This window comes from uncultured Thiothrix sp., assembly GCF_937876535.1.
GTDB lineage: Bacteria > Pseudomonadota > Gammaproteobacteria > Thiotrichales > Thiotrichaceae > Thiolinea.
The window spans coordinates 304,641-326,521 of the sequence record NZ_CALFHZ010000020.1 but is presented as its reverse complement, the minus strand read 5'-3'; the positions used below and the strand labels follow the sequence as shown (position 1 = coordinate 326,521).

The following is a 21,881-nucleotide window of genomic DNA, read 5'->3' as shown; positions in this document are numbered from 1 at the left end:
CTTGACAACTCAAACACCTATTCTGGTGGGAGATCGCACCATCACCGCTGGTGAACAGCGCTATGTGCATCTGCCACTCCCACATTTATATACCCATGCACGTATTTCTATGCCCGTCTATGTGATGCATGGTGTACAAGCTGGCCCACGCTTATTCATTTCTGCAGCTATACACGGTGATGAAATCAACGGGGTTGAAATCATTCGCCGCGTACTTAGCACTGTAGATATTAAAACCTTCAGTGGTACTTTATTAGCTGTACCAGTAGTAAATGTTTATGGTTTCTTAGATAAATCACGTTATCTTCCTGATCGTCGTGATCTTAATCGGTCTTTCCCTGGTTCTGAACATGGTTCCATGGCAGCCCAATTAGCGCATCAATTTTTACACGAAGTAGCAAGCTTATGTACGCATGGGATTGATCTACATACCGCTGCACTGGGACGGAACAATTTCCCGCAAATTCGAGCACACTTTAAACAAGACCCTGAATTGCTAAGCATGGCTCAAGCCTTTAATCCCCCCTTGATTTTAAGTACTGCGTTAAGAGAGGGTTCTTTGCGTGAGGCTAGTTTTAGGCGGGCAATTAAAGTGATTTTGTATGAAGCGGGTGAAGCCCTGCGTTTTGGTGAAGAGGCGATTCAAATTGGCGTAGATGGTATATTTTCAGTGATGCGCCATTTGGGGATGTTGCCTGCTATTGACACGGCCGTTCCCAAACCCGAACCGTTATTAAGTGATAGCAGTGCTTGGGTACGCGCACCCCAAAGTGGTATTTTGCACATTAAAGTGGGTTTAGGTACTCAAGTCATGCAGGGTGAACTGTTAGGGCATGTAGCAGATCCTTTTGGTGCACATCTTGAGAAAATATACTCGCCCAAAAATGGTTTAATTATTGGTGTCAGCACCTTACCGCTCGTACATGAAGGTGAAGCGATTTTTCACCTTGCACATCTGATGCAATCCGATACGATTGCCAGCGCTGAGCCTCAGCATGAAATTGAGCCAGAACCCGAGCCTGCTAGCCTTTAATCGCATGAATAGTCTGAATTTATTACGTACTCTGTTACTCATTCTTCTTTGTTGTTTACCACTCAGTAGCTGGAGTGCTGAAGAAACTACTGCAGTTACTGAAGCAACTGCTGCTACTCCTTCTTTGACTTTAGAAGACCATACTAAAGTCTTGGAAGACGCGGAAAAACGCTTAAGCATCAAAACCTCAGCCGCAGAACTCTTAGACCCCATCGCCTTGGAAGCTTTAAATGCAAATCAATTTGCAACCGCTTGTATCAGCCAACAAGAGGCTGAGCAAACTAAGGTTAAACAAGGCTTGGATAGTATTGGTACCGAACCTGCCCAAGAAGACAAAGAGCTACAAAACAAACGTAAAGATTTAGATAAGCAAAAAAAAGAGGTGGAAACCCGTCTGGCTCAATGCCGGTTGTTGGCTTTACGTGCTACTCAGATTCAAGAACAAGTCAGCCTTAATAAACAAACGATTGTTAAAGAGCGCTTGTTCGCCGCCAGCCCTTCGGCTTTAAGCTTTGCCTTACAGACCTTACAACAACCTAGTTTGTGGGCAACTGAAACTCAGCAAATTATCTCTACCTTATTAGCCTTACCGATTAATTATCGGAATGTCACCATTGCTTTAATGTACGGTTTTGCGGGTCTATTAGCTGGCTTGGTTTGGAGCATTTATAAGCACACTTACTCACAGCAAGATATTTCTGTATTAGTTGCGACCAGCCCAACCTTTGCTTCAGTCTGGCGTAGCATTATTCGCTTTATGGCTTGGATTTTGCTGTTTGGTTTAACCAGTTTGGCCTTGTTGTATAACCATCCGGGTGTAACCGCCATTAATGAGCTGGCCTCTACCCTATTTTTGTTCACGATTAGCTATGTGATTATCAGCGCCATGCTGCGCCCAGCTACTAAGAGCAAAGACTTTACGCCAGTTATTCCCGAAACTAGCAAAAAGCTTTATTACTGGGCACGCACTTTTCTACTCGCCATTTTATTGGGCTTGCTCTTCCATTCAACCTTATTTGATATGGAACCGCCCAGCAGCTTAGTCGGCTTGATTCGGATTGTTCTAGGAACTTTTTCTAGCTTAGCTCTGATTCGTCTTTTATGGCTATTGCGGCGCTATGTACCTTGGTTACAACAATATCGCTTATATATATTGGGCGCAGTGGCTTTGGGTGCAGCGATTGTTGCCTTGTGGTTAGGTTATCGGAATTTCTTCGTTTTCCTCTTCAACGGCACATTTGGCACTTTATTTGTCATTTTAGTCGGTTGGCTCCTGCTGCGTATCCCCACTGAAATCTTTGATGGCATTGATGAAGGCGTTGCACCGTGGCAAAAACGCTTACGCAAGCGCTTAGGGATTGAAGATGGTAAACGCGTCCCCGGCTTAATTTGGCTACGTTTAGCGCATGCCGTCGCGATTTTCTCCTTAATGGGCTTAGTGTTATTACGCCTCTGGGGTATGTCTGAACAGTCCCTAGAATTGATGCTGACTAAGCTAATGGATGGCATCAAAATCGGCAGCTTCAGCCTTGAACCGATGCGAATTATTATTGGCTTGTTGTCCCTAGCTATTTTAATCAGCCTGACTCATCTGATTAAAAGTAGCTTAGCCAATCACTGGTTGAACCGCACTAACATGACTCGTGGTGCTAAAGAAACCACAGTGACGATTGCAGGCTATATAGGCATTATTCTCTCGATTTTAATTGGCCTCTCAATTGCCGGTATCCAATTTACTAATCTAGCAATTATTGCAGGTGCCTTATCGGTTGGGATTGGTTTTGGTTTACAAAATATTGTTAATAACTTCGTCTCAGGATTAATTTTATTGTTTGAGCGCCCGATTCGTAAAGGTGATTGGATTCGCGTGGGCACGACAGAAGGCTATGTCAAAGACATTAATATTCGCTCGACCGTGATTCAAACCTTTGATCGCTCAGATATTATTGTGCCGAACTCTGAACTCATCGCTAACCAAGTCACCAATATGATGCTGAGTAATCAATATGGCCGAGTGATTATTCCTATCGGCGTTTCCTATGGCTCCGATCCAGAAAAAGTCTTATTTATCCTCCGTGGTGTGGGTGAAGCCAATCCTGCCGTACTGCGCGAATATGGCGAATTAAAAGTACAAGTGTTCTTTCGAGGTTTTGCAGAAAGCTCGCTTAACTTTGAACTCCGCTGTGTGATTAAAGATGTGGAAAAACAAATGGTTGTGACCAGCGAGCTAAACTTAGCGATTGAGAAGGCTTTCCGAGAAGCCAAGATTGATATGCCCTATCCGCAGCGCACGATTCATATTGCCTCTGACTCCGCACCGCTGAAAGCACCGCAAAAGACTAGTAAACCTGCGGATTTAAGCTAGAATACCCCAAACTTTCACCCAGCGGCCTCATAGTTCAATGGATAAAACGACCCCCTCCTAAGGGGTAGCTACAGGTTCGATTCCTGTTGGGGCCGCCAGCTAGCTGTTTATATGATCTCTAGAAACTTGAAGTGTCTTTGCCACTTAACCACGATTAGTTAAGTATTAGCTACTTATTGATTAATTACATAAAGACTTAATGCTAAGCTTCTCCAATCCGCTTAAGGGAGCTTAACCTAGATGCAAACTCAATTTACTCAGACACCCAGTCAAACAGAAACCTCAAACTCAGCCAACACCTTTTTGGGTCTGGTCATTTGCATCTATACGTTTATTGTCACTCTTGATCTAATGATTTTACCCTTTATTTATCAAGGTTTAAGTTCCAATCAACTTGAATCCACTCTTGAGCTAAGTACATTATTTAATCTTAACATAGCAGGCTTAGTCGTTTCTGGTATATTTGCCTATTTTTGGTTAAGTCGAGTTTCTTGGCAATTAGTAGCTTTAGCTTCTGGATTATTATTCGCAGCTTGCCTAATACTTACTAGCTTTTTACAAGGCAGCATGAGCTTAGTTATTTTATTTTTTTTAAAGGGTTTTGCTGCTGGCTGCTTAGAGGTTTTATGTTTTGTAAGTGCTGGACTTAGTCAAGAAAAGATACGTCTATTTGCTTGCGCAACGCTTGGTGCACTCTTAGCTCAAGCTTTTTATTTAGTAATCAGTTGGTGGCTAGCTAGCTTTCTCTACTACTCAACTTATTACTGGCTCTTAGCTATAGTTACTTTGCTAAGCTTAAGCTTGATTCAAGCGTTTAAAGCTCCACAACTGATTAGGCCTAGTATGAACAGAACTAAGTCCTTGTCTAGTGAAGAAAAATTAAAAATAGGTTTAGGCTTACTCATTCTCTTTTGTTGGTCTTTAGCGATTAACTTAAGCAGTAATAGCACGAATTTAGCCTTACTTATTTACAACCACTCTAGTAGTGATAAAACTTGGATTGAATGGATATATTTTGCTAGTTATTTTTTTAATTTATTAATAATTATTCTAGTATTAGCTTTAGGTAAGCTACTAAATAACTTCTCAGTGCAGGTAAGTGCTTATGTTTTACTGACTAGTTGCTTATTATTTTTAACAGGGATTCATTTCCTACATTTGCAGTTAACGCTTATTATAGTGCTGCTTAGTATTGTTATACATGCTTGCATCGTTTTTCTAAAGCCCATATTACTAGCTAGCCTTACTAGTATTCAAGTCAGCTACAACTACCTCAATAGTTTGTATTTAGCTAGTTTAACCAGCTTGTTAGTGAATAACTTCATAAACCCCATGTTTAACGGTGATCTTAATAACAAGGATCATTTACCTATGCTATTTATTAGCCTAGATTTATTAGTAATCGCTGGTTTGGCACTTTTATTTAGCCAAGCCCGCACCAAGCAGCATCAATACTAAAGAACTAAGTAGCCACATCAGCATTACATATTTAAGACTCCAACGAAACGCATCATGGCCTGACACACCAAACTGCCCATGCAACATGACATTCGTGCCGGAAATAGGGTTCGCCACGACACCTAAACTCCACATACTTAAGAATAAAGTTGCTAAGAGTTCTAAATTAGGTTGCAAGGGTAAAACTAGTGGACCAACTACTGAAATACTAATAATCGGATGAATCCCCAGCATGGATACCAGAATTGCTCCGCCTAGCAATAGGGACGCTTCTACCCCGCCAAACTGCTTGAGAAGCTGAAATTCGCCAACAGTGCCTAATAAAGTCTGCAAACCTAAAGTTAATACTCCAGCCCCTAAAAATAAGGCTAACTCCCGCCCCATACGCGGGGCTGCATCCAACAGGCTCTGCCTAAATTGCGGCCAAGCCGTCTGTTTATTTCTCAGTAGCAATACCAGAAAAACTACAGTAATTGAGCTAATTGAGACCAAAGCTAGCACAGTGATAGTGGGTAATAGCACATGTAGACCAATCACCAAAGCCGCCAAGGTAGTTGGAATGATTAGGCTGTTTAAATGCATCGGATAGCCCGGAAAATCTCGTACTTTTTGTAAGCGCCAGCCGCCAGCCAATACAGCCATTAAAGCTAAAGAAACCAGCGTTAAGATTAAGCCATAAGCTATGACCTCTAATAATTGCGCGCCGGGTGCATAAGTTAGTGCCACCCCCATTGCAGCAAAGAATGGAGACCAAAAAGCGGCGGCAGAAAAGGCTTGCCCCATTAAGCTTACGGTATCACGACGCAATAAACCGAGTGTATGATAGCGACCTGCTACTAACACCAAGATAGATAAATTAATAACTGCGCCTAAGACATGAATGCCCAGCATAGTTTTAAGAAAAGCCATGCGACCCTGTGGCAATGCTCCTGCTTCCGCGGCAGGAATAGCTACTAAGCGCAAGAAACTCACACTATACAGCATCACCAATAAGCTATTATTTTGCACTAGCAAATTAGGCAGCACGAGTGAAGCACCTCGGCTTACACCCCAAAACAAAAGCACAGCACCTAAACCCGCCAGTACCAGAAACTGAAGCAGGTTACGCCAAGGGGTGAAGGTAAACAGCAGCGCAAGACTTAACCAAGCGCATAAACCACTGAGCCAAGCTGGAATACTTGGCTCAGCAATATGCAGGAAGTTGAAAATAGCCATAAACGCTAGCAGGATACTAGCGCTTAGTCTCAACATGGCTTATTCCCACTCAATCGTAGCAGGTGGCTTTCCAGAGACATCATAGACTACACGCGAAATACCCTTGATTTCATTAATAATTCGGCGTGACACTAAATCGAGGAAATCATAAGGCAAATGCGCCCAGCGAGCCGTCATAAAATCAATCGTTTCCACCGCACGTAAAGCAATCACATAGTCATAACAACGCCCATCGCCCATCACACCGACCGATTTCACTGGTAAGAACACGGCAAAAGCTTGCGAGGTTTTCTCATAGAGATCATGGCGATAGAGTTCTTGAATAAAAATATGATCAGCCAAACGCAGGAGATCAGCGAATTCTTTCTTCACCTCACCCAGAATACGCACGCCTAAACCTGGCCCTGGGAAAGGATGGCGGTAAACCATTTCATGTGGCAAACCTAATTCCACCCCGATCACACGCACTTCATCTTTGAATAATTCACGTAATGGCTCGACCAATTTTAGTTTCATATTTTCTGGCAAACCGCCGACATTATGATGCGATTTAATCACATGCGCTTTGCCGGTTTTACTGCCTGCAGATTCAATCACATCAGGATAAATCGTGCCTTGCGCTAGCCATTTAGCATTAGAAAGCTTTTGCGATTCTTCATCGAAAATCTCCACAAATAAACGGCCAATGATTTTGCGCTTTTTCTCTGGATCAGTTTCACCCGCTAAGCCAGTTAAGAATCGTGCTTCAGCATTCACGCGAATCACTTTTACGCCCATATGTTGCGCAAAAGTCGCCATCACTTGATCGCCTTCTTGATGGCGCAACAAGCCAGTATCAACGAATACACAAGTGAGCTGCTGGCCAATGGCACGATGCAAAAGTGCTGCAACGACTGAAGAGTCCACCCCGCCGGATAAACCTAAGATCACCTCATCTTGACCGACTTGCTCACGCACCCGCTCAATGCTGTCTTCAATAATATTGGCAGTCGTCCATAAACGTGCACAGCCGCAAATGTCACACACAAAGCGCTCTAATAAACGCTTACCTTGACGGGTATGGGTCACTTCAGGGTGGAATTGCACTGCGTAGAACTGGCGCTCTTCATCTGCCATACCAGCAATTGGCGCACCCTCAGAGCTAGCCATTAATTTAAAACCCGCTGGCAACTCAGTGACTTTATCGCCATGAGACATCCACACATCCAGCATACCGAAACCTTCTGCTGTCACATGATCCTCAATACCTTGAAGTAATTGCGTATGACCACGAGCACGCACTTGTGCATAGCCAAATTCACGGTGATCCGAATTTTCAACTTTGCCACCCAATTGAGCAGCCATAGTTTGCATTCCATAGCAAATCCCTAATACAGGCACACCCAAGGTAAAGACATTTGCAGGAGCAAATGGCGCATCTCCCGCCGTAACGGATTCAGGCCCCCCAGAAAGAATAATCCCTTTTGCGCCAAACGCAGCAACTTCTGCCTCACTCACATCCCAAGGATAAATTTCGCAATACACACCCACCTCGCGCACACGTCGCGCAATCAATTGGGTGTATTGCGCACCGAAATCGAGGATTAAAATACGTTGGGAATGAATATCTTGGCTCATAAGTCAACTCTCAAAAAAAAATCCCCTAAACGGGGAATGAGTTGCAGCTGGTAAAAGCACTTAAGACTCTACCAGCTTGCAGCTTGCCTTAAACGCGGTAGTTTGGTGACTCTTTAGTAATTGTCACATCATGCACATGTGATTCACGCATACCTGCACTAGTAATCCGCATGAACTCTGGTTTGGTACGCATTTCTTCTAAATTGGCACAGCCCACATAGCCCATACTAGCGCGTAAACCGCCCATGAGCTGGTGCACAATCGCCGATAAAGGACCTTTGTGTGGAACTCGCCCTTCAATCCCTTCCGGAACTAATTTATCCACTGCATTTTCTGATTCTTGGAAATAGCGGTCGCTCGAACCTTGTGCCATCGCCCCCAAAGAACCCATGCCACGATAAGATTTGTAGGAACGACCTTGGAATAATTCAACTTCACCCGGCGCTTCATCTGTGCCCGCAAATAAACCACCTAACATGACCAAATGCGCACCAGCAGCAAGGGCTTTAGCGATGTCACCAGAGAAACGAATCCCGCCGTCGGCAATTAAAGGCACATCGGTTCCATTCAGTGCGGCAGCTACATTCATTACTGCGGTAATTTGCGGCACACCCACACCTGCCACAATCCGTGTGGTACAAATTGAACCAGGGCCAATCCCTACCTTCACAGCATCAGCACCTGCTTCAACTAAAGCTAAAGCGGCTGCACCAGTAGCAATATTGCCGCCAATCACTTGAATGTGGGGAAAGTTGGTTTTCACCCAACGTACTCGATCTAGTACACCTTGCGAGTGACCATGAGCGGTATCTACCACGATGACATCGACACCGGCCTCACTCAAAGCGGCAACTCGCTCTTCCGTGCCATGTCCAACCCCAACTGCAGCGCCTACACGCAAGCGACCCTGATCATCTTTACAAGCATTGGGGTAGTCATGCGATTTTTGAATATCTTTAACGGTAATCAGACCACGTAACTGGAACTGATCATTCACCACCAGAACTTTTTCAATCCGGTGTTTATGGAGTAAATACTGAATTTCATCTTTTTCAGCACCCTCGTTCACAGTCACTAAACGCTCTTTGGGAGTCATAATAGTACTGACCGGGGCATCCAGATGCGTTTCAAAACGTAAATCACGCCCCGTAACAATCCCCACTAAATCCTCGCCTTGCACCACTGGCACACCGGAAATTCTACGCGCCCGGGTCAGTTCTAAAACATCGCGGATGGTGGCATCGGGCGTTACGGTAATCGGCTCTTTGATAATTCCACTTTCGTATTTTTTAACTTCAGCGACTTCTTGAGCTTGCTTAGCAATACTCATATTTTTATGGATGATCCCCATACCACCTTCTTGGGCTAAAGCAATCGCTAAACGTGCTTCAGTGACGGTATCCATCGCCGCAGAAACTAGGGGTAAATTCAGATGAATACTACGAGTCAGGCGGGTTTGCAGATTGGTATTGGCTGGCATCACAGTGGAATGGGCAGGAACCAGCAAGACATCATCGAAAGTGAGGGCTTCCTGAAGAATACGCATAGGGGGTCATCCGGCTCTTAAAATAAAAGCGCTTCATTATAAGGTTTGGTCTAGATGCGGTAAACTGCTATCACACAAATGTCAGCAAGTGCTGATTTTCATAAAAGTTTATTACTCGCATCGACAACAAACTAAGGCTTTTTAGGTAAAGCGGGTATGTGTGCCCATAACTGTTGCAACACCCGATGAGCACCGCCTGGAAGATAATGCATCACCTGTTGGCTCGCTTGGAAAAAATCAGGGTAATCCCCCACCAGTTTTAGGTATTCATGCCGCCCCTGCTCTAGCTTATTATTACAATGTAGCAACGCAGTACGCAGCATGGGTGTCCAAAAATGCTTGAGCCTAATCCTTTTTGCTTCTTGCATAGCTTTTAGATAATGTCCTTGTTGAAAATGACACACACAGAGGGGAAGATGGTACCAATCTGGATAATTAGGGCTGAGATTAATACTCCCTTGGAGCAAGTTAGCTCCAAGCTCCCAATCACCTAAAGCTAAGTAAATCAAGCCAAGCTGCACATCCAGATAGCTATCTAAAGCATTCAGCGTTTGAGCTTGCTCTAAAGCAAGTCGGCAAGCGTCATAATCCTCTCGAAAGAGGCAGGCTAAAGCATAATAAAGCTGCGAATAAGGATTATCGGGTGCCCATTGCAACATGAGACTAGAGGCACGAATAATTTTAGCTTTTGGATCAGCAATCACATTAAATTTCATTGCATACTCAGTAAAGCAATGATTGGCATAAACAAATAAAGCGATGACATCCTGCGGAAAAGCTTCTAAGCGCTGTTGACAGCTACGAAAGCTTTGCTCAAAGCTACTAGCAGAGTTTGTCCAGATAAACTGACGTACTGCCACCAAGACTTGATGTTGTGCTGCAATCGGCTTACTGGAATCTAGTAACTGCCGCGCCCAATGACTATGAATAATGCCTGGATCATAAGCTACAATTTCATGTGCCAGTCGTTTAAAAACTAGCTCAAGTAAGTTTGGCTCAGGATAAGTTGTTCCCAAAGATAGGCTGAGCGCCCAAATGATTTGTTGAGTATGGGTTTGTACCAAGCTCGATTTTAGGTTAAAACCCTTTTCATCAACATATAAATCCAGCAATTGAACAAAATCCGCACCAGATGGCAGCCCACTATCTAGCGTAAAGCAAGTCGACTTACTGATTTCCTCGGCCAATAAGATTTGGCAAAAACTAAAGCGCCTGAGGCTTTTCACATAATCACGCCCAAACTGACTGATATAAAACCAATCCCGCTCCTTATCTGGGGTAAAGCTTCTAGGCACACAAAGCAGGCTAGGCCCTTGGGAAAAAACAGCAGTATGGGACAAAATAGGATAATGAGTAGAATTAGTGTTATCCCTTAGTGTGGGTTGATAACTGCCTTTTGCTAGCTTAATTTGTAAGGCATTATGCCGCCCTTCCGTAGCATAGTAGTCATCTAACTGCTTACGTAAACGCCCCACTTGTACTCTTACTAGTGGATCAATGCCTGAATCAAAGTCAGTTGATTTACCGAAAACTTCAACTGCAATTTGGTTTTGAGTAAGCTGTTGTTTTTTATCTAGAAGGGTTGGTTTAACTAGATAACTGAGCAAGCGTTTTAAACTTCTCCGTGAACGGAAACAGCGACTGGATAAAACCCGCTCTAACTCAGCCTCTATAAGACGTGTATCTAACTCTGACTGCATTATCTACTTGGTGGCAAAGTGCTTCCCACAAGTATAACAGTGATAATGAAAAAGTTTTCTAGAAAAAAGACGCTGCCACCAACTAGGGTGCCTGCGCCTAGCATTAGCACCACAATGCGGGCAGGCAAATAAATTTGCACCTAGGACAATTTTACGGGAATGATTTACCTCTATGGGTTTTGCCATAATCACTTTCGCTACCCTAAGGCCAAAAATAGACTTTTACACACCTGACACTAGTTACAATTTAATCAACTCGACCTTAGTCACGCTAGTAACAAATATCTGTTACTATGTCATTTCTGTAGAAAAGCAAAATATTTAAGCAAATTGTTTTATCCCCGATCAAATAACAACCTGAGTCGTCAACCATCAAGCTTTAATTGATACATTTAGTTAAAACTTTATTGATTAGCCTAAGTGATTAACACAACGAAATAATGACTAACCAACGCCTAGTTCTGAGTGTATCTCAGCTCAATGCTGACGTGAGCCAATTACTCCTGCAGGGTTTTCCAGCCTTATGGATAGAGGGTGAAATTTCGAATCTTTCCCGCCCAAGCTCTGGACACCTTTATTTTGTGCTGAAAGATAGCCAAGCTCAATTGCGTTGTGCTTTGTTTCGCCCTAAAGCTTTTGGTTTACGTATCAAGCCTGAGAACGGCAGTAAAGTTTTAGCCTATGGCCGGATTGGTTTATACGAACCACGAGGAGAGTATCAGTTCATTGTCGAGTGCATGGAAGCGGCTGGTGAGGGTGAACTACAAAGACGTTTTGAAGAACTTAAACAGCGCTTAGCTGCAGCCGGTTTATTTGCCTACGAACACAAAAAAGCGTTACCTCGCTATCCAAAATGCATTGGCATTATTACTTCGCCGACTGGGGCTGCAGTACAAGATATTTTAAATGTACTGCAAAGACGCTGCCCACAAATTCTAGTCTTGATTTATCCTGTGGCTGTCCAAGGTGAAACCGCTGCATCACAAATTGTCCGCGCTTTGCAGCAAGCAAATCGTGAGTCTTTATGTGAGGTACTTATTTTGGCGCGTGGAGGCGGGTCTTTAGAGGATTTATGGGCCTTTAACGAAGCCATAGTTGCGGAGGCAATTCATGCAAGCGTCATACCCGTCATTAGTGGAGTTGGGCATGAAATCGATTTTACGATTGCCGATTTTGTAGCTGATGTTCGCGCACCCACGCCTTCAGCTGCTGCTGAACTAGTTAGCCCTGATACAGAAGGTTTAAATAAACAAGTTAATACTTTAAAAACGCAGTTACAGCGCTGTATCCAACACACTTTAGCCTTGCAAACCCAGCAACTGCATCAGTTATACCAACGCCTGCAACGTCAACATCCGCTCAATAATCTACAGCAAAAAGCGCAGCGTTTAGATGAGTTAGAACTGCGTTTACAACGCGCCCTAGGGCTGAAACTTGAACGAATGCATTTGCGTCTGCAAATTTTGCAACAACGTTTACAATGGCAAAATCCTGAGCCACAAATCCAACACTTACAAGCTCAATTACAACAAAACCATCAGCTTTTATTGCGATTAATGGAGCAAAAACTGACGCAACAGCGTCAGGCCTTGGGTTTACAGGCAGCACGTTTACAAGCCTATAGTCCACTAGCGACTCTAGATCGAGGCTATGCACTAGTCTTAACTCAAAAGCAGCAAGTGATTAAAAGTGTGCAACAAGTAAAAACTGGGGAGTTTGTACAGATACGCTTACAAGACGGAAGCTTAGACTGCCAAGTATTGGCCACTAAACTAGAGGTTTAGTGGCTGAATAATGTTTTAATACAGCAATGAGAACATTTTACTACGATATTTTTTCACTAACGGATCACTAGCACCTAAGAGATCAAAGCTTGCAATCAAACCTTGGCGCCCCGCATCCTCACCAAAACTACGATCAGCTTTCATCACTTTTAAATACAACTCTAAACCTTCTTCAGTGCGACCTTGAGCAACGCGAATTTTTGCTAACTCAATCATAGCAGCATAATCTTGCGGATTTTGTGTAATTCGCTGCTCCAGTGCTGAAGTATCTTGACCTTCAGACTGCTCTTTTAAGCGCGCTAATTTAATCTCTGCACGTAGCTTTTGCATCAACTCAGGTGCTACTGAAGTCTCTGGAATTTCATTGAGCATAACTTCAGCTTGATTAATATCACCCGACTCTAGCAACATCCCAGCTAAATCAAGCGCCGCCTCATGGAAATCAGGTTCATGTTGTAAAACCTGCCCCATTAGACTCATCGCTCCCGCCAGATCACCCTCCTCTTTCATCATTAAAGCTTGTTGACGATAAGGCTCTGTAGGGCGAGTACGGTGCTTATTTAAGAATTTACGTACGTCTGCCTCAGGTAAGGCTCCCATAAACTCATCAACAATTTTACCCTCTTTAAATAGCTTAATGGTGGGTAGACTACGCACCCCTAGTTGAGCCGCTAAGGCTTGGTTCTGATCGGTATTGACCTTTACTAAAATAAATGCACCGCGATATTCATCGACTAGTTTATGCAGAATAGGCGTTAAGGTTTTACAGGGCTGACACCAATCCGCCCAAAAATCCACAATCACGGGGACTTGTCGGGAGTTTTGAAGCACAAGCTGAGTGAAATTCTGCGTATTCGCTTCAAAAATAAAAGGTGAATCTGCCATACAAAACAATCCTATAGAAAGACGAGAATGTCCTAACAATAAGGCTGAAAAAGAAAATTACAAGCCCAAATAGCAAAAACCGGCTCTTTTCCAAGAACCGGCTTGTCGGAGTCAGGCAAACTAGCCTGGTGTGGAACGCGATGATCTCAGTAGACTAGCGCACAATACTCACATTAACTCTTGCACTAGCTTTACCGCCACGACCATCACTGATCGTGTAGCTTAAAGTATCGGAACCAGTACGATAACCTGCTTTATAGATCAACTCCTTACCAGTGCTACTAATAATCGCATAACCCCGTTGACCTGATTTCACACTGATAATTTTCAAAGCATCGCCGTCAGGGTCAGAGTCATTGTTTAGCACAGGAATCGTAATCGTTTGCCCAATTCCTAATTTTATTGAATCAGTTACAGCAACCGGCAGGCGATTTACTGTAGACACCGGAGCTGCCGCCACATTCACAGTGACAGTGGCCGTAGCGCTAGCACCGAAATTATCATTAATTGTATACGTAAAACTATCAGTGCCCACGAACCCACTAGTTGGTTTGTAAGACACCCCTGCACTGGTAAAGCTGACTGTACCATTAGCCCCTTGAGTTACCGCTTTCACTGCCAAAGGATCTTTTTCAGGGTCCGTATCATTAGCTAATACATTGACAGTGACACTAGAAGTATTCACCACTCCAACACTATCAGCATTCGCCACTGGAGCTTGGTTAGTTAAAGTATTTACAGTCGCTACTGCTGAACTATTAGTCGTATTACCTGCAGCATCACGTGCCTTTACTGTAAAACTATAGCTAGTATTTGCAGCTAAACCCGTTAAAGTGAAATCAGGTGATGCCACCCAACCACTATCTACACATCCTACCCCGCCCGCTGTACACGCAAAATAATACTGTACACTACCACTCTCGTCGGTGGCTGTGCTGGCGGTCATGTGAATACTGCTACGATCTTTGGCCTCAGGCGCAACGACAAAAGTCAATGGATTTGGATTAGGTGCAGTGGTATCAGGGGCAGCTACTGGCAAAACACCTTCAATAAAATACTGACCTAAACTGGCATAATCCGTGTAATTAACACTACCTACGCCATCAACCGCTAAATAATAAGTCCCTGCTGCTAAATTAGTATTTATCCCTGCATCGGTTTCATTGGTGGGATCACTATTAGCAATTAAATTACCTGCACCATCATAAAGACTTAAGGAAATATCTAAGTTACCACCGCGTTCAGCATTCGCCTCCCGTAAAGGGGTGGCTTGTAAAACCACATTACCTGCACCGGTATTAAAGCTAAACACATCAACATCAGTACGGGTACTGATGACACCTTTATTAATTTTTGATCGATCCAATGGACTGGTTACAGGTGTGCTTGCAAATACATGCCCTGTTGAATCAATAACTAAAGGAGTAGCTCCAGAACGAGTGTTACTGTGATCATCAGCAATCGGATTAAGTTTAGCAGTAATTATCGCAATATCATCTTCAGTTTGATTTGCGTCCGCATATTCACCTTTACTCCATTGAGTTAGTTGGGAGTCATAACTCGAACCCATAATGGGTGCCCAGCTAATCATGCCACTGCCTTGTCCCCAATAATAACCTGTGGTGGATGAGCCATCATGTGACAAACCTAAATTGTGACCTAACTCATGTGAAACGACCTCTGCAATATTATCGGGACCACCCACTTGATCCTGATACGCAAAAGCAGGGGAATATTTACTGGCAAAATCAGAGATTCCCCAGACATCAATATAAGCTACCCCACCTGAATTATTCGCAGGCATCGGTATACCATTCACATCCATACTAGAGGTAATTAATGCTCTGCCAACTGTTGGCCCAAAACTAGCTGGTAATTCGGTTGTCACATCAATACCAAACGGTGCAAAATCTTCGGCTACCCGCCGCCAAACTTCAAAAATATTCGCTTTTTCGGTATCACTGAAACTACTGGTTATACCGTCAATATCATAAGGCTTAGCACTGTAACTAGGACTAGTCGCAGAGTTCCAAGCAGTGTTAGTAATCACTTCACCGTCAAAATCTAAATAGACGATATTGGCAGCACCCGGATTACTATGTAATTTAAAAACATCAATTCCTACTGGTAGAGCAGCGGCAGCTTCTATTGTACGAGCTGCGGCAGTCAGTTGTGCATTTGCATTGACTGGATCAGCAATATAAATGCCACCATTATCATCTATACGCATATAAGGAATATCACGGTCATGGAAACGCAATTTATCTAATTTAGCTTTAGCCAAATCACGTGCCTTAGGTGATAGTTTATTCAACTTATCTTTCAGTTTACCCGCAGGCAAATCACCAATTTGGAAAGGATTGTTGACCCCATAACTTCTACCTTTTGCCTGCGCCTGAGCACTCAGCGAAGCTGAACCTAATAGAATAGACACGCTCACACCGAACATGATCTGTACAAACTTATTTTTTTGCATGAAGTTGACACTCTTCAATATTTTTTGGTTTGGGGACTGGCTTGGCGGCAGAGCTATGTTTTTAAATTATGTCGCCATTCATTAACTTAATATAGCTTAAACTGAACGCTAGCCTGCTAACAAGCACCGTTCAGCGGTTTTAATAAAAGTTTTGGCATAAGCTTATCGGTTAAAAGCAGATGCATCCTAATTAAGTTTCAGTTATGCTTGCAGGCCATTTTTCACAGCACAAACGACTGCTTGAAAAAGCTCGACTACTGAGGAGCGTTGCGACAGGTTTTCCTGCCAGGCTCAGTGAGTTGAAGGACAATTTAAAGATACAACGGCGCTCAGTCATCATTAATAGTTTATAGGAGATTGATAATGACTGAGGCGTACTTGTTCACCTCTGAGTCTGTATCAGAAGGCCATCCCGACAAAATGTGCGACCAGATTTCTGATGCGATTCTGGACGCAATCATTGCTAAAGATAAATACGCGCGCGTTGCTTGCGAAACCCTGACCAAAACTGGCATGGTGGTTCTCGCAGGCGAAATCACCACTACAGCTGAAATCGACTACGAAAATATCGTGCGTGGTGTAGTGAATGATATTGGCTACAACAACTCAGAAATCGGTTTTGATGGTCATACCTGTGCTGTCATCAATGCACTCGGCAAGCAATCACCTGACATCGCGATGGGCGTTGACCGCGCGAAACCAGAAGATCAAGGTGCGGGCGACCAAGGTTTAATGTTCGGTTATGCCAGCAATGAAACCGACGTATTAATGCCAGCTGCGTTAACTTATGCGCATTTGATGGTTAAGAAACAAGCGGAAGTACGTAAAAATGGCACGCTGCCTTGGTTACGTCCTGATGCAAAATCACAAGTCACTGTGCGTTATGAAAATGGCAAAATTGTAGCGATTGACGCCGTGGTTCTATCTACTCAACACAGCCCTGACATAAGCTTAGATGATCTACGCGTTGCGGTGATGGAACATGTCATTTTCCCAGTGCTGCCAACTGAATGGCTGCATAAAGATACTAAATTCCACATCAATCCAACTGGCAATTTCGTGATCGGTGGTCCAGTGGGTGACTGTGGCTTAACCGGCCGTAAAATCATTGTAGATAGCTACGGTGGGATGGCTCGTCATGGTGGTGGCGCGTTCTCTGGAAAAGACCCCTCCAAAGTAGACCGTTCTGCCGCTTATGCAGGCCGCTATGTAGCGAAGAATATCGTCGCTGCAGGTTTAGCGGAGCGTTGTGAAATCCAAGTGTCTTATGCGATTGGTGTGGCTCAGCCAACTTCGATCACAGTTGAGACGTTTGGTACGAATAAAGTTGATCCTAAGCTGATCACTAACTTAGTCCGTGAGCACTTCGACTTACGTCCGTATGGCATTACCAAAATGTTGGATCTGTTACGTCCGATCTATCGCCCAACCGCCAGTTATGGTCACTTTGGCCGTAACGACTTAGATTTACCGTGGGAAAAGACTGATAAAGCTGCCGCACTGCGTTCTGCTGCCGGTCTATAAATTTTCCTCAGCCTGAGGAGCGCTGCAACGGTTAGCGATGCCCATCAATAGCTCGCTAACCGCTAGGCTCAGGCGATCATTCCTTGATTAACTGCGCTCATTCAATTGAAACATTCGGAGATTGAATGATGAACGCGAAAGCAAATACCGCTCACGACTATATCGTCGCTGACCTAAAATTGGCCGATTGGGGCCGCAAAGAAATCAAAATCGCTGAAACCGAAATGCCGGGCTTAATGACGATTCGTGAAGAATATGCCAAAAGCCAGCCGCTCAAAGGCGCGCGTGTTGCTGGCTCTTTACACATGACTATCCAAACAGCCGTGTTGATTGAGACTTTAAAGGCTCTCGGTGCAGACGTGCGTTGGGCTTCTTGCAATATTTTCTCAACCCAAGATCACGCTGCAGCAGCCATCGCAGCCGCTGGCATTCCGGTATTTGCTTACAAAGGCGAAAACTTGGAAGAATATTGGGATTACACTCATAAAATTTTCGAGTGGGCGGATGGCGGCACACCAAATATGATTCTGGATGATGGTGGCGACGCTACTCTACTGCTGCATTTAGGTGCGCGCGCTGAAAAAGACCTTAGTATCGTGTCTAAGCCAAGTTCGGAAGAAGAAACTTATTTGTATGCTGCGATTCGTCGTCGTGTAGAAGAACAACCTGGTTGGTATAGCAAAAACTTGGCTGCGATCCGTGGTGTAACCGAAGAAACTACGACCGGCGTACACCGCTTATACCAAATGCATGCGAAAGGCGAGCTGAAATTCCCAGCCATCAATGTTAATGACTCTGTCACTAAGTCTAAATTCGACAATTTATACGGCTGCCGCGAGTCTTTAGTTGACGGTATCAAGCGTGCTACTGACGTGATGGTTGCCGGTAAAATCGCAGTCGTTGCAGGTTACGGTGACGTGGGCAAAGGTTCTGCGCAAGCATTACGTGCTTTATCCGCTCAAGTATGGGTGACTGAAATTGACCCCATCTGTGCCTTACAAGCGGCGATGGAAGGTTATCGTGTAGTGACGATGGATTATGCTGCTGATAAAGCTGACATTTTCGTCACCGCGACCGGTAACTATCATGTTATTACTCACGATCACATGGCGAAGATGAAAGACCAAGCTATCGTGTGCAATATCGGTCACTTTGACAATGAAATTGACGTCGCTTCTTTGGAAAAATACGAGTGGGATGAGATCAAGCCACAAGTGGATCACATCATTTTCCCAGACGGCAAACGCATTATCATGTTGGCTAAGGGGCGTTTAGTAAACTTAGGTTGCGGTACAGGCCACCCTTCTTACGTGATGTCTTCCTCTTTCGCGAACCAAACTATCGCGCAAATCGAATTATGGCAAGAACGTGATTCTGGCAAATACCCAATCGATGTTTATACCTTACCTAAGCATTTGGACGAGAAAGTGGCACGCTTACAATTGAAGAAATTGAATGCGCAATTGACACAATTGACTGAGCAACAAGCAAATTACATTAATGTTGCCGTTCAAGGTCCATACAAAGCGGATCATTATCGTTATTAATTCGTTAAGAACTTACCCGCTATTTCGTTGGAAGTAGCGGGTCTTCCTGAAAATCACTAGCCTTTCTTCTGCATCCTCGCCTTCAAATCCGCAAACGGATTATAAGTCGCTCCCGCCGAGCCTGTATCCCCTGCTGAACCACCATAGGCCGCCTCTGTTAGTTTCTGATGCTCATAATCGTGACAGTACAAACACAGCAGCTCCCAGTTACTGCCATCACTCGGATTATGATCATGATTATGATCACGGTGATGCACAGTGAGTTCGCGCAGATTGCTGTGATTGAATTCACGCCCGCAACGCCCACACACCCACGGATACAATTTTAAAGCTTGCTCACGATAGCCTTTAGCGCGATCTTCCGCTTGGCGACGTGCTTTTAAGATAATTTCTTGCTCTTTCGCATTCATCTTTGATTCCTCGCTAATCAACCATAAGCTTTAGTGACGTTTATCTGTGCTTGCTGGCATAAGATGTTAGTTCAACTACGATAACACGAATTAACCCTTAAAATCACAGAGTCCTACTGTGCATAGGACAATCGAAGTGGCTCACGAAGATATATCACTTAGTCAAAGGCTAACGGTTCAGTAGCAGCCCGCTTAATTTGACACAACAAGGATTTAAACGGCGGAAAACCACTAATCGGATCAAGGCTTTGATCATCCGTTAGTTCATTAATATTCGCACTATTCCAGCCGTGGAAAGCATGCACCACCCCTAGCTTCATCTTATCAGTTACTTCAGCGCGGAAAATCACTTGGCCACGCGGCGAGCTAATTTCTACTGTATCGCCGTTTTGAATGTGACGCTCGGCTGCATCGTTTGGATGGATTTGTACACGCGGATAAGGATCGAGTTTTAACATCGGTGCCACATTGTGCTGTTGAGAATGGGTGAAGTATTTTTGCCGCCCACCTGAGGTTAACACTAAAGGAAACTCCGCTAATAACTCAGGGGTAGAAAGCGGGCTTTCGGCTGGTTCGCGATAAATTGGTAAGCCATCATAGCCTTTTTGCTTCAGCTCGACCGAGTCGAATTCAATCTTGCCCGTGGCGGTTTTGAAGCCATTAATTCGCCACTGCCGATCCGCATCCAAAAAACCGCGCTCGACCAACTCCTCAATCACCGGACTATAAACAATCACGCCTTCAGGATTGGCATAGGCTTCTTCGCGTACTTCTTTGGGTAAGCCTTGCGCCATTTCTGCCCATGAAGCTTCCAAATCACCATGCCAGAATTGCTCGGCCATGCCAAAACACACACCCAGCTCCAGAAAAATCTGCCCATCCGGTTTGGCCTCACCGCGTGGCGGTAAAGCTTGATGGCGATATTTCACTTCCCCCTGATAGGCACAGCCCGGATAGGCAATTAAGGCGGGGCGCTCCATGCTGGTCGCAGCAGGCAAGACAATATCGGCTTGCAAGGTGGCAGGATTATGGAAAAAGTCAGAAACCGCAAAGAAATCCAGTGTGCTTAAAGCCTGTTCCATACGTTTAGAATTTGCCCACATTGCGGTATTAATGCCCATTGCCAGCAGTGCCCGCATTGGCTGTGGTTTGCCCTCCAGAATACAATCGGGCATCAGCATACTTTGTCCCGCAGGCCAATATTTCGTCCAAATCGGGAATACTTCGTCGCCAATCCGTGGCGGCAATTCATTCACGCAAACATCGAATAACTCAATCGGTTTGGGTAGCACTTTGTCATTGAAAAAACGATTCCCACCTTCACGGTCAATCATGCCGAGCACAGCAGAGAGCAGAATCATGGCACGGTGATTTTGAAAGCCATTGCTATGCTGCACCGTCGAGGTGGGCGACATCGCAATTTGCGAGGGTAAAGTCGTAGCAAACATTTCTACTGCGGCACGTAAATCCATCTCTTGAATGCCGCAAATTTCAGCTACACGACTGGGGGTAAACTCGCGAATATACTCACGAAAAGGGGCTAAACCATTGGCCCATTCATCCAAAAATGCCTGATCTTGCCAACCATTTTCAAAGATTAAATGATGGAAACCAAGTGCCAAAGCGCCATCCGTGCCGGGGCGAATTTGTAGGTGAATATCCGCGAGTTCAGCCGTTTCGGTGCGACGCGGATCGACCACAATCATTTTGCGATTTTTCTTCTTTTTCGCTAAATGATGATTTTCAAAGGGAGGAATCGAGCCGGAAGCATTCGTCGACCAGACCAAGACACATTTGGTTTTAGGTGACTCGACCGTAGACGTGGTTTTCAGCTTATAACCATAAGTCAGTTTTTCCGCGACCATCGTGGCCGAGAAGCAACAGCCGGATTCGGTGAGATAATTCGGGCTACCAAAGGCATGCGCCAAACGCTGCAATTGCGGACGTGCCTCCTTGGTATAACCCGCGAAAAATCCCACCGCAGGCGCACCATATTTGGCTTTGGCTTTATTCAATTCCGCAACAATCGTATCCAGCGCCTCATCCCAAGAAATCCGTTCAAACTCCCCCGCCCCTTTAGCACCCACACGCTTCAAGGGATACAACAAACGTTCTGGATGATACTGCCGCTCCAACTGCATCTGCCCACGTGGACAATTTGGCAAACCATCCACCGCGATGGCTTCTTGTTGCGCATTCAAAGTCACTGTGAAAGCGCAGTTAGCATCGCACTCGTAACAGGTGGTGTGCTTGATGGTGTTGGGGCTGGTCATGGTCGACATCTCATTATTGGAATGCTGCGTATAATAACGAATGTGAGT

14 protein-coding genes, 1 tRNA gene and 2 riboswitches are annotated in these 21,881 nt (G+C 44.6%); of the genes, 7 read left to right on the top strand and 8 right to left on the bottom strand.

Going from position 1 to position 21,881, the window contains the following annotated elements:
- The first annotated feature begins 1 nt into the window (after position 1).
- The 4 genes from Q0230_RS13495 to Q0230_RS13480 all read left to right on the top strand — a co-directional run bounded on the left by Q0230_RS13495 (position 2) and on the right by Q0230_RS13480 (position 4,856).
- Entirely contained in the window at positions 2 to 1,033 is a 1,032-nt protein-coding gene (locus tag Q0230_RS13495; RefSeq protein ID WP_298610678.1) for a succinylglutamate desuccinylase/aspartoacylase family protein, read from the top strand.
- A complete protein-coding gene (locus tag Q0230_RS13490) occupies positions 996 to 3,398 on the top strand; it encodes a mechanosensitive ion channel domain-containing protein (RefSeq protein WP_298610677.1) in 2,403 nt (800 codons plus the stop codon). The genes Q0230_RS13495 and Q0230_RS13490 overlap by 38 nt, the downstream gene beginning before the upstream one ends.
- A gap of 23 nt (positions 3,399 to 3,421) precedes the next feature.
- A tRNA-Arg gene (locus Q0230_RS13485) sits at positions 3,422 to 3,496 on the top strand.
- A 142-nt stretch (positions 3,497 to 3,638) separates the two neighbouring features.
- On the top strand, positions 3,639 to 4,856 hold the full coding sequence (locus Q0230_RS13480) for an MFS transporter (protein WP_298610676.1): 1,218 nt from the start codon (positions 3,639 to 3,641) through the stop codon (positions 4,854 to 4,856).
- Here Q0230_RS13480 and Q0230_RS13475 read toward each other — a convergent pair.
- From Q0230_RS13475 to Q0230_RS13460, 4 genes are all read right to left on the bottom strand, one after another.
- Positions 4,818 to 6,107 carry a hypothetical protein gene (locus Q0230_RS13475; RefSeq protein WP_298610675.1) on the bottom strand — a complete coding sequence of 430 codons (1,290 nt, stop codon included), beginning with the start codon at positions 6,105 to 6,107 and terminating at the stop codon, positions 4,818 to 4,820. The genes Q0230_RS13480 and Q0230_RS13475 overlap by 39 nt on opposite strands.
- A 3-nt stretch (positions 6,108 to 6,110) precedes the next feature.
- On the bottom strand, positions 6,111 to 7,688 hold the full coding sequence (gene guaA, locus Q0230_RS13470) for a glutamine-hydrolyzing GMP synthase (RefSeq protein WP_298610674.1): 1,578 nt from the start codon (positions 7,686 to 7,688) through the stop codon (positions 6,111 to 6,113).
- Between the two features lie 88 nt (positions 7,689 to 7,776).
- Entirely contained in the window at positions 7,777 to 9,234 is a 1,458-nt protein-coding gene (gene guaB / locus Q0230_RS13465) for an IMP dehydrogenase (RefSeq protein WP_298610673.1), read from the bottom strand.
- 131 nt (positions 9,235 to 9,365) lie between these two features.
- Positions 9,366 to 10,934, bottom strand: a complete 1,569-nt coding sequence (locus Q0230_RS13460; protein ID WP_298610672.1) for a hypothetical protein — start codon at positions 10,932 to 10,934, stop codon at positions 9,366 to 9,368.
- A gap of 440 nt (positions 10,935 to 11,374) precedes the next feature.
- Here Q0230_RS13460 and xseA point away from each other — a divergent pair, with 440 nt between their 5' ends.
- Complete coding sequence (xseA, locus tag Q0230_RS13455; RefSeq protein ID WP_298610670.1) at positions 11,375 to 12,718, top strand: exodeoxyribonuclease VII large subunit; 1,344 nt, start codon at positions 11,375 to 11,377, stop codon at positions 12,716 to 12,718.
- 15 nt (positions 12,719 to 12,733) lie between these two features.
- Here the strand turns inward: xseA and trxA are convergent, their stop codons facing one another.
- Positions 12,734 to 13,603 carry a thioredoxin gene (trxA, locus tag Q0230_RS13450; RefSeq protein WP_298610669.1) on the bottom strand — a complete coding sequence of 290 codons (870 nt, stop codon included), beginning with the start codon at positions 13,601 to 13,603 and terminating at the stop codon, positions 12,734 to 12,736.
- A 154-nt stretch (positions 13,604 to 13,757) separates the two neighbouring features.
- Entirely contained in the window at positions 13,758 to 16,079 is a 2,322-nt protein-coding gene (locus tag Q0230_RS13445; RefSeq protein ID WP_298610668.1) for a DVUA0089 family protein, read from the bottom strand.
- 253 nt (positions 16,080 to 16,332) lie between these two features.
- Positions 16,333 to 16,417: riboswitch (S-adenosyl-L-homocysteine riboswitch) on the top strand.
- Between the two features lie 25 nt (positions 16,418 to 16,442).
- On the opposite strand from Q0230_RS13445, the gene metK reads away from it, so the two are divergent.
- Both metK and ahcY read left to right on the top strand, forming a co-directional pair.
- Positions 16,443 to 17,603, top strand: coding sequence for a methionine adenosyltransferase (gene metK, locus Q0230_RS13440; protein WP_298610667.1), 1,161 nt, complete (start codon positions 16,443 to 16,445; stop codon positions 17,601 to 17,603).
- A gap of 8 nt (positions 17,604 to 17,611) precedes the next feature.
- A riboswitch (S-adenosyl-L-homocysteine riboswitch) is annotated at positions 17,612 to 17,709 on the top strand.
- Positions 17,710 to 17,731: 22 nt separating this feature from the next.
- Positions 17,732 to 19,150 (top strand): adenosylhomocysteinase, encoded by a 1,419-nt coding sequence (ahcY, locus tag Q0230_RS13435; protein ID WP_298610862.1) that lies wholly within the window; start codon positions 17,732 to 17,734, stop codon positions 19,148 to 19,150.
- A gap of 56 nt (positions 19,151 to 19,206) precedes the next feature.
- Here the strand turns inward: ahcY and Q0230_RS13430 are convergent, their stop codons facing one another.
- Together Q0230_RS13430 and Q0230_RS13425 are read right to left on the bottom strand one after the other, a co-directional pair.
- Positions 19,207 to 19,560 (bottom strand): YajD family HNH nuclease, encoded by a 354-nt coding sequence (locus tag Q0230_RS13430; RefSeq protein WP_298610666.1) that lies wholly within the window; start codon positions 19,558 to 19,560, stop codon positions 19,207 to 19,209.
- A 158-nt stretch (positions 19,561 to 19,718) separates the two neighbouring features.
- A complete protein-coding gene (locus Q0230_RS13425; RefSeq protein ID WP_298610665.1) occupies positions 19,719 to 21,833 on the bottom strand; it encodes a molybdopterin-dependent oxidoreductase in 2,115 nt (704 codons plus the stop codon).
- Positions 21,834 to 21,881: the final 48 nt, after the last annotated feature.

Excerpts from the sequence above, each read along its gene's own strand:
- Q0230_RS13490 (WP_298610677.1), top strand. The coding sequence starts at position 996 with ATGAAATTGAGCCAGAACCCGAGCCTGCTAGCCTTTAATCGCATGAAT.
- Q0230_RS13480 (WP_298610676.1), top strand. The coding sequence starts at position 3,639 with ATGCAAACTCAATTTACTCAGACACCCAGTCAAACAGAAACCTCAAAC.
- Q0230_RS13475 (WP_298610675.1), bottom strand. The coding sequence starts at position 6,107 with ATGTTGAGACTAAGCGCTAGTATCCTGCTAGCGTTTATGGCTATTTTC.
- guaA (WP_298610674.1), bottom strand. The coding sequence starts at position 7,688 with ATGAGCCAAGATATTCATTCCCAACGTATTTTAATCCTCGATTTCGGT.
- guaB (WP_298610673.1), bottom strand. The coding sequence starts at position 9,234 with ATGCGTATTCTTCAGGAAGCCCTCACTTTCGATGATGTCTTGCTGGTT.
- Q0230_RS13460 (WP_298610672.1), bottom strand. The coding sequence starts at position 10,934 with ATGCAGTCAGAGTTAGATACACGTCTTATAGAGGCTGAGTTAGAGCGG.
- xseA (WP_298610670.1), top strand. The coding sequence starts at position 11,375 with ATGACTAACCAACGCCTAGTTCTGAGTGTATCTCAGCTCAATGCTGAC.
- trxA (WP_298610669.1), bottom strand. The coding sequence starts at position 13,603 with ATGGCAGATTCACCTTTTATTTTTGAAGCGAATACGCAGAATTTCACT.
- Q0230_RS13445 (WP_298610668.1), bottom strand. The coding sequence starts at position 16,079 with ATGCAAAAAAATAAGTTTGTACAGATCATGTTCGGTGTGAGCGTGTCT.
- metK (WP_298610667.1), top strand. The coding sequence starts at position 16,443 with ATGACTGAGGCGTACTTGTTCACCTCTGAGTCTGTATCAGAAGGCCAT.
- ahcY (WP_298610862.1), top strand. The coding sequence starts at position 17,732 with ATGAACGCGAAAGCAAATACCGCTCACGACTATATCGTCGCTGACCTA.
- Q0230_RS13430 (WP_298610666.1), bottom strand. The coding sequence starts at position 19,560 with ATGAATGCGAAAGAGCAAGAAATTATCTTAAAAGCACGTCGCCAAGCG.
- Q0230_RS13425 (WP_298610665.1), bottom strand. The coding sequence starts at position 21,833 with ATGACCAGCCCCAACACCATCAAGCACACCACCTGTTACGAGTGCGAT.